Raw genomic sequence first — 1,007 nt, 5'->3', positions numbered from 1 at the left:
GGGGAACCTGCGGCTGGATCACCTCCTTTCTAAGGAAGCTGTGGAATTGGTAAGACGACCGTCTTGAACGGTATGAACCTTCCCGTGCTTTTTAGAACATAGATGGCACCAGTCAGGTGACCATCGAAACGCAATACGCCTGCAGATCTGCTACGCAGACAGCGGGTATGGCGATCTTCGCCGTCCACGTTTCTCTTTCTTCAAAAGGATATACGAACCACGCCCATGTTGTTCATGGCGCAGTTCCGGGCGGAAAACCGCGCGGCACTTTTCCTGAACATGCGCATGCGTGTTTGACCGTAATGGGCCCGTAGCTCAGGTGGTTAGAGCGCACGCCTGATAAGCGTGAGGTCGGCAGTTCGAGTCTGCCCGGGCCCACCATCCCTAAGATTGAGTGGTCAGCCGGTCAGGTTATCGAAACCTGAATGGGGCTGTAGCTCAGCTGGGAGAGCACCTGCTTTGCAAGCAGGGGGTCAGCGGTTCGATCCCGCTCAGCTCCACCAAGGTTTTGGTGTCGAGATGAGGGAATATCCTTTGGAGAAATAAAAGTTTGCGTCTGCCGAATGGCAGTGCGCCTGTTCTGCATACATTGTGAAGAGAAGATTGATCTGGAGGCTTCCAGGTGTTTTGGGTTTTAGGCCCGAAGCGTCCGAGACCTTTCCCGGTGAACCTTTTGATGGCCTAGCCGGCCGGAGATTGGGGAGGGATTGGAGGTAGGAAGGAAGCTTGTCGCTCTGGATCGTTCGTTGTTGGCGCCTTCGGGTGCTTCTGACGGACGATCGGATTACCGTCGTCTAACCGCACGGTACCGGATTTGATCTCGAGAAGCTGGTCTTAATGACGGACTGCAAGCGAGCCGCTCGGCGTGGCTCCAATAAAGCAGATCTGTCGAACACGTCGATGGCATCATGAGTGGATTGGATTGTAAAAGGTAGTCCAATCGCCTTCTAGCGAAGGCTAGTGATGAGCATAGACAATGAGAACGATTAAGTGTCGTAAGGGCAATT

Annotated in this window: 2 tRNA genes; both read left to right on the top strand. The window is 53.7% G+C overall.

Going from position 1 to position 1,007, the window contains the following annotated elements:
- Positions 1 to 304: 304 nt before the first annotated feature.
- A tRNA-Ile gene (locus P9A16_RS35580) sits at positions 305 to 381 on the top strand.
- 46 nt (positions 382 to 427) lie between these two features.
- Positions 428 to 503, top strand: a tRNA-Ala gene (locus tag P9A16_RS35575).
- Positions 504 to 1,007 lie beyond the last annotated feature (504 nt).

The organism is Shinella sp. 838 (assembly GCF_029623935.1).
In the GTDB taxonomy this organism is placed as follows: Bacteria; Pseudomonadota; Alphaproteobacteria; order Rhizobiales; family Rhizobiaceae; genus Shinella.
The sequence above is the reverse complement of the archived record's forward strand: the minus strand, read 5'-3'. Positions and strand labels throughout refer to the sequence as shown.